The organism is Ruegeria sp. BHSA118, assembly GCF_059613405.1.
The window spans coordinates 1-4378 of the sequence record NZ_JBXWSM010000123.1 but is presented as its reverse complement, the minus strand read 5'-3'; the positions used below and the strand labels follow the sequence as shown (position 1 = coordinate 4378).

General features: G+C 61.9%; 4 protein-coding genes. 1 reads left to right on the top strand and 3 read right to left on the bottom strand.

Annotated elements, in window-relative coordinates; translation table 11 throughout:
- The 3 genes from AC2FNN_RS21060 to AC2FNN_RS21050 all read right to left on the bottom strand — a co-directional run.
- On the bottom strand, positions 1 to 1353 hold a 1353-nt coding region (locus tag AC2FNN_RS21060; RefSeq protein ID WP_496760418.1), incomplete at its 3' end, for a protoporphyrinogen/coproporphyrinogen oxidase.
- The gene (locus AC2FNN_RS21055) at positions 1350 to 2312 is read right to left on the bottom strand and encodes a lysylphosphatidylglycerol synthase transmembrane domain-containing protein (protein ID WP_496760416.1); all 963 of its coding nucleotides are present in this window, start codon (positions 2310 to 2312) and stop codon (positions 1350 to 1352) included. The genes AC2FNN_RS21060 and AC2FNN_RS21055, both read right to left, overlap by 4 nt.
- Positions 2313 to 2325: 13 nt before the next feature.
- Positions 2326 to 3252: a glycosyltransferase family 2 protein gene (locus AC2FNN_RS21050; protein ID WP_171120566.1), complete on the bottom strand. Its 927-nt coding sequence runs from the start codon at positions 3250 to 3252 to the stop codon at positions 2326 to 2328.
- A gap of 307 nt (positions 3253 to 3559) precedes the next feature.
- Between AC2FNN_RS21050 and AC2FNN_RS21045 the strand changes: the two genes are divergently transcribed.
- Positions 3560 to 4378 (top strand): oligosaccharide flippase family protein (locus tag AC2FNN_RS21045; protein ID WP_496760414.1); only part of this gene is annotated, 819 nt, incomplete at its 3' end.

Sequence of the window (4378 nt, the reverse complement as noted above, 5' to 3'; positions counted from 1 at the left end):
CGCCGCGCCATAGGCCATGGCAAAAGCGTGGTGCGTATTGTCATGGGCAAACAAGCCCTGCCGTCCAAATACGAGCAATCCGTCCAGATCCGAGAGCCACTGATCAACCGTATCGAACCGGTCCTCATAGCCCACATCGTAAACCGGATAGGCATGGCTCAGCCGTCGGGTTTCGCAGCGGCGCACCGGCACGGTGACGGGCAGGCCCAGCTGGCCCAGCCATTTGGTGAATTCCTGCCCCAGGTCCTCGTCGGACATGGACCACCATTTTTCATCCGGGTCGCAGGGCAGTTCGGCACACAGAACGGTGACGCCTTTTGGCGCGCCGCTGGCGTTATAGTTCTTGGGCTCCGACATCCGGCTGATCGGGATCGACAGTTCCGGGAAGTAATGCGCGTCGAACTCGGTGAACTGATCTGTCTCCAGCACCAGATAGAGCAGGATCATGCCGCGGAAGCGGATCGCACGCGCAGCTTCGACCACCTCCGCCGGAGGGTCGCCGATCAGGCGCGTCAGCGCGGTCAGCGGAACGGTCGACAGGATCAGATCGCCGGTCAGGTGCCGCTCGCCTTCTCCGTCGCGGATCGTCAGGCCGGTGATGCGATTGCCGTCCCGCTCGATCCCGGTGATTTCGGTGTTGAACAGAAAGGTGGCCCCGTTGCTTTCCGCGCTATCCCGCATCGCATCCGAGATTTGCCCGAACCCCTTGCGCGGATAAAAGAACCGACCGGCCGTTTCGCTGCGCAGCCCCGGCAGCAGGCGCAGCATCTTCATCAGGATCTTGCCGACCGACCCGCTGCCGACCCGACGTTCGGCCAGTTTCACCGCCAGCTTGTCCGGGTCCAGCCCCCACAGCTTGCGCACGTATGGGAAATAGAAATTGTCCGAAATCGTCGGGCCCAACCCGTCATAGAGCACGGTCGAGAATGTCTCGGGGCCTTCGCTTTTCTTGCGGAAGGGTTTCAGCACCATGTCGCCGATCAGCGACGCGGCAAAGGGTTTGGGCAGGCGCATCAGCGCATCGGTCAGTTTCAGCGGAAAGTGAATCCATTTGCCGCCCAACCGGATGCGCCCGTGGCGCGGGCGCAGCAGCAGATCGTCACCCAGCAGGGATTTTACATCGGCCAGAACCTCGGGCTCTGCCGCCGGATGAAACCTGTGCGAGCCATAATCGCAGATCACGCCCTCAATCGGGAATGAGGCCGAATTGCCCCCGGCACTGGGCGCGCGTTCGATCACGGTCACTTTCGCCTGCCCGGTCAGGGCATGGGCTGCGGCCAGACCGGCCGGCCCGGCACCCAGAATGATGATTTCAGGCGTGTCGCCGCCATTGGGTCGGGAAACATCCGTCACTTGCACTCTTCCTTTTGGGAATTTGCCGGGGCGCTGAACCGCATTCCGGACATGGTCAGAACCAGCGCGCCAAACCCGCCCGCTGTAAACAACACAACCTGCCAGACCAACCCGGCGGCCACGACAGCCGGGGCACTGGCGCCGAAGGGGGCCAGGAAACCGGCCAATGTGGCCTCGCGCAGGCCCAGCCCGTTCATGGATACCGGCAGCACGGCGATGATCTTGGCCAGCGGCCAGGCGAAGATCCATGGCCCGGCGGCCACATCGACACCCGCCGCCAGGGCCAGCCACCAGGCCAGCAGGACCAGCAGCAACTGGATCAGCACAGATGCAATGAAAGCGACTGCCAGCGTGCCGGGTTTGCGGCCCATCCCGGCCAGTGCCTCGGCCAGACGATGGGCAAACCCCTTGCCGGGCAGGGACGGGACATAGCGCCAGGGCAGGGGCAGCAGGTGTGGCAAGGCGGCCATACCCGCCAGCGCGGCCAGCAGGATCAGCGCAACTGGCCAAATCAGATGCCCGCCCGCGGCGCTTTCCCATGTCAGGACCAGGCCCAGACAGGACAGGGTCAGCAACGCCACCATGTCGATCAGCCGGTCAACGGTTGCGCCCGCAACAACCTGCGCGCCGTCTTTCATCGCGGCCTGCGCCAGACCGGCCCGCACCGTATCACCGCCAATTGCACCGGGCAGGCACAGATTGGCGGCCAGTCCGGCAAAATGGGCCCGGATAGCCAGCAGGGGCGGAAGCCCTCGGTTCAGCAGCAGCCACCATTTCAGGGCCGCGCCAACATGGGCCAGCAGGAACAGAACGAACACGGACAGGAAAACCCAGATCGGGATCGCCCTCAGCGCTGTTACGATTGCGTCGACTGGCAGAATCCAGAACAGGATCGCCAGCACCAGAGCCGACCCGGCCACCCGGATCAGCCAGCGCCGTTGATTTGGGTCGGAAAGCATACCGCCGCTCATGTCACGGTCTGAGATGCAGCCGCGAGATCATGTCGGCGATCAGCCCCAGCGACCAGATCATGATCGCCGCCAGGAATGAGAACACCGCCGTTTCGCTGAGGTTCCAGTAGAACATGTCGATAATGAACTTCACCGTGCCCAGCGTGAAAAACGCCAGACCCAGCGGGATGAACACCCGCAGCGGATTGAACAGCGTGCTGATGCGCAGGATCAGGATGATGAAGTTCAGAAAGTCGATCGGCCGGATTTTCGATTTGCCCACCCGCTTACCGTATTCGATCGGCGTATAGATCATCCGCTTGCCGTTCGACGTCATGCACAGCGTGATCGTGGTGGTGAAGGAAAAATTCTGCGGCAAGAGCGGCAGGAACGGGATCAGCTCGGATTTGCGGAACACGCGCAGGCCCGAGTTCAGATCGTTGATCTTGCGCTCGGCCAGGAACGACGCAAAGGCGAACAGGAATTTCTTGGCCGGTCTGCGCAGCAGCGGCACGTTCTTCATCGCCGCGCCCCGGTCGCCCACGACCATGTCCTGATCGCGGCACATGGCCAGCATTCCGGGCAGATAGCGCGCGGGATAGGTGCTGTCGGCATCCAGAATGGCCACATATTCATGCTGCGCCATCCGCACCCCGCGCTTGAGGCTGGCGCCATAGCCGGAATTGACATCGTTGAAGGTGACGGTGGCGCCGCTGGCCTCGGCCTCGGCGCGGGTGTTGTCCTGGCTGGCATCGTCCACCACGATGATCTCGTAGGGAATGCCCAGCGGTTCGAGATGGGTGCGCACGTCCTCGACCGTGTGGCGGACGGCGTTTTCCTCGTTATAGGCGGGAATGACCACGCTCAGGCTCATGCCGGCGGTTTCCGATGCGATCAGCTCTTCGGGTGTGGTGCTGTTCGTCTCCATCGGCTCTGCGACTTTGTTCATGAAAATGAAAACCTTTTATTCACTCAATAATCCCTGCCCCAGCCCCTGCTGCAAGATTTGCGCGGCGCACGGAACGCGACGGGCATAATTCCCTGTATTGCGTATAGTATTCGAACACGTACAGACTGAACATAGACAATAAATTTGACCAAATTCGACCGTTAAGGCGTCAAGTTTGTAATTGCGCATACTGTGCGCAACAGGTGTGAGTGTTTGAGCCATGTGTCCATCGGCACTTGGCGGGGTTTGGGCGGCAGGAAGGAAACGGATGTCAGGGCGGCAGAGTTTCAGCAGCGGAGTTGCCTGGATGTCGGCTGGTATCTGGGTCGAGCAGGCGTTCAACTTCATCATTTTTGCCATTCTTGCCCGTATTTTAGGGGTCGAGGCCTTTGGTCTTCTGGCGATGGTTGCAGCCTTTGTGCTGTTTTCCGAATTTCTGGTGCGCGAAACGATTTCCGACATTCTGCTGACCCATGAGGCGCTGTCAGCAGAGCGGTTGAACTCGGTTTTCTGGCTGTTGGCGCTGCTGGGGGGCGTGTTGACGGTTGCGCTGTATCTGGGGGCGGGGCCGGTCTCGTATTTCTACAATGAGCCGGTTGCGCGTGAATTGTTGATCGGATTGTCCCCAACAGTGCTGATGATTTCACTGACGGCGGTGCCGGTGGCGATCCTGCGCCGGGAGATGCGGTTCCGTGTTCTGGCCATCCGTGCAGCGCTCGGCGCGGCGGTCGGAGGGGTCGTGGGCATTGGCATGGCACTGGCGGGATACGGCGTCTGGAGCCTGGTCGGCCAGCGGCTGGCGATGACGGCCACCAATATCGTGATGGCCTGGGGGGCGGTCTCTTGGCGCCCGGCATTTCATGCGTCGCGGGATCACATGCGCAGGGTCTTGCATTTCAGTCACCGGATTCTGGGCCTGCGCGCGGCCGAACTGGCTGCGGTGCAATCGCCTGCGGTGATCATCGGCGCGATGCTGGGGCCGGTTCCGGCGGGGTATTATGCAATTGCCTGGCGCGTGATCGAGACCGCCTCGTTCCTGATTATCACACCGCTGCGCACCGTGGCGCAGCCTGCCTTTGGTGCGGCGGCGCGCGATGGTGGTCAGGCGACGGATTTGCTGATCGAC

What these genes read in the sequence shown, in the direction of transcription:
- AC2FNN_RS21055 (WP_496760416.1), bottom strand. Translation starts at nt 2,312, where the DNA reads ATGCTTTCCGACCCAAATCAACGGCGCTGGCTGATCCGGGTGGCCGGG.
- AC2FNN_RS21050 (WP_171120566.1), bottom strand. Translation starts at nt 3,252, where the DNA reads ATGAACAAAGTCGCAGAGCCGATGGAGACGAACAGCACCACACCCGAA.